Origin of the sequence: Methylibium sp. (genome assembly GCF_031393925.1) — a bacterium.
Lineage (GTDB): Bacteria > Pseudomonadota > Gammaproteobacteria > Burkholderiales > Burkholderiaceae_C > Methylibium.
In genome coordinates this window covers 1-1,671 of sequence record NZ_JANMWL010000088.1, presented here as the reverse complement: position 1 = coordinate 1,671, position 1,671 = coordinate 1, and the positions used below count along the sequence as shown (strand labels likewise).

1 protein-coding gene is annotated in these 1,671 nt (G+C 66.5%); it reads left to right on the top strand.

The genetic code is table 11. The features are described from left to right. Positions 1-49: 49 nt before the first annotated feature. The coding region (locus RMO12_RS05420; protein ID WP_309638502.1) for an FAD-dependent oxidoreductase at positions 50-1,671 on the top strand (1,622 nt) is incomplete at its 3' end.

Below are 1,671 nucleotides of genomic sequence, written 5' to 3'. Positions count from 1 at the left end.
GCCGGGCCGTTGCGCCTGCAAACGCTCAAGCTCAAGGACTAAAAATATCGTGGCCGCAATCGACATCAAGGTGCCGGACATCGGCGACTTCAAGGACGTGGCGGTGATCGAGGTGCTGGTCAAGCCCGGCGACACGGTAATTGCGGAGCAGAGCCTTATCACGGTGGAGAGCGACAAGGCGTCGATGGAGATTCCGTCGTCGCATGCCGGCGTGGTGAAGGAGGTCCGGCTGAAGGTCGGCGACACGGTCAACGAAGGCAGTGTGATCCTGAGCCTGGATGCCGAGGCTCCCTCGCCCGCCCCGGTGGGAGAGGTCCGGGGTGAGGGTGGGCGCGCGGCACTGGACGCGCCCTCACTTGCAGTGCGCGCTCCGGCTGATACGCCGGAGCCGCTCGCCGGGCTCGCCGCAGGCGGTTCGAACGCCCCGACTCGCCCCCAACCCTCTCGCGGAGGGAGAGAGAGCGAGACAGCCGCGCAGTTTGCGGGGGCGGTCGATCTCGAGTGCGACCTGCTCGTGCTCGGCGCCGGCCCGGGTGGCTACTCGGCCGCATTTCGTGGCGCCGACCTTGGTTTGAAGGTCGTGCTCGTCGAGCGTTACGCCACGCTCGGCGGCGTCTGTCTCAATGTCGGCTGCATTCCGTCGAAGGCGCTGCTGCATGTGGCCGCGGTGATGGACGAGGCGAGCCACTTCGCCGACATCGGCATCGACTACGGTGCGCCCACCATCGATCTGGCCAAGCTGCGCGCCCACAAGAACAAGGTGGTCGGCAAGCTGACCGGCGGGCTCGCGCAGATGGCCAAGATGCGCAAGGTGACGGTCGTGCGCGGCTTGGGCAGCTTCATCGACCCCGGTCATTTGAAGCTTGAAGAAACCTCGGGTGAGGCACAAGCCACCACCGGCAAATCGCAGACCGTGCGCTTCAAGCAGGCCATCATCGCCGCCGGCTCGCAGGCGGTGCGGCTGCCCTTCCTGCCCGACGACCCGCGCATCGTCGACTCCACGAGCGCGCTCGATTTGCGCGAGGCCCCCAAGCGCATGCTCATCGTCGGCGGCGGCATCATCGGCCTGGAGATGGGCACGGTGTATTCGACCTTGGGCGCGCGCCTGGACGTGGTGGAAATGCTCGACGGCCTGATGCAGGGCGCCGACCGGGACCTCGTCAAGGTCTGGCAGAAGATGAATGCCAGGCGCTTCGACAACATCATGATGAAGACGCGCACCGTCGGCGCCGAAGCCACCAAGGAAGGCATCCGCGTCGACTTCGAAGGCGAGGGCGCACCGAAGGCGCCGCAGGTTTATGACCTGGTCTTACAGGCGGTGGGCCGCACGCCCAATGGCAAGAAAATCGGCGCCGACAAGGCCGGCGTCACGGTCGGCGAGCGCGGATTCATCGCGGTGGACATCCAGATGCGCACCAACGTGCCGCACATCTTCGCCATCGGCGACATCGTCGGCCAGCCGATGCTGGCGCACAAGGCGGTCCACGAAGGGCATGTGGCGGCGGAAGTGGCCGCCGGTGCGGTGCTCGGCGACGCCAAGCTCGCGAGCAGCGCCTTCAATGCGCGCGTGATACCGAGCGTGGCCTACACCGACCCCGAGATCGCCTGGGTCGGCTTGACCGAAGACGATGCCAAGGCGCGCGGCATCAAGATCAAGAAGGGCCTGTTCCC